Source organism: Rhizobium sp. 01T444 (assembly GCF_056398305.1).
On the sequence record NZ_JBFTPD010000116.1, the window covers coordinates 1 to 911 of the forward strand.

Here is a 911-nt window from a genome sequence, read left to right on the forward strand (position 1 = left end):
ATCCTGCTGTTCCTTCTCCTTCCGTTGCTTGCTGGCAGCCGCATAGGCAGGAATCGTCATCAAGAACCTGCCATCTATCTTTTCCGGAGGCGCCGCTAACAACTTCCGGCCCTCGTCGGTGATTTGATACCGGCCGCGCTGAGGTTGAGCGATTAGGGCTGCGCGCTTCAGAAACATCGCTCCCCATGCGACACGATTAGCAAACAGGTAGTCGGTATCGCTGGGTACGCGCTCCGCGAGTTGATCCTCGGTAAGTTGAAACTCTCGAGCCAACTGCTCGACCAGGTCTCGAAGCTTTATGTCCCCGCCATCTCGAATCGCCTTCAGCAAGGGAAGGGTGGTGTCGGTAGCTGAAKGAATTTCGTTGAATGGTTCGGCGGGCATGAGTGCATTGTGGCCGAGCCAGCCTTGGTTGCACGCAACAGGTTGAGGTGACTCGACGGCTGTCACCGGGCACTTCTATCTCGCGAAGGTGGGCCATCGCGGCGTTGCCGATGTTCCGAACGACTACTCAATTCCCACAGGCCGCCTTTCCGGAATCCACGAGACGCCCGTATCCTTGCGTCGGCTAGCCAGCCTAGTTGGGAGCCAAGCCCTGTCGACAGCTTCGACTGCAGTTGGATCCTCCCGGGTGCCCCTCATCAGACGCGCATATTTGCGCCGCGCCCGCCCCCATCACCGTAGCTATACTGCCCGCCACGCCCAAAAAGGCGTGGCGGGATTGGCGTCCTGCAATAACACCGCTTGCAAGGTCAGTCGCACTCTCTACCGCAGAGGGTGCGGCCGTTTTTTGTCATCTGTTTTGCTAGGAGCCACCCATGGCCAATCGCCCTTGCGCATCCGCGCATGCCCGCACCCTTCCTGATTCCCGCGACGCTTCCGCGCCCGCTGTCGACTCCGAATCCGCCCCC

General features: G+C 60.0%; 1 protein-coding gene. It reads right to left on the minus strand.

Annotation, left to right across the window (positions count from 1 at the left end):
- Positions 1 to 450, minus strand: a 450-nt coding sequence (locus AC1DTN_RS37410) for a winged helix-turn-helix domain-containing protein (RefSeq protein ID WP_477925158.1), incomplete at its 3' end; no start/stop codon positions are given.
- Between the last annotated feature and the right edge of the window lie 461 nt (positions 451 to 911).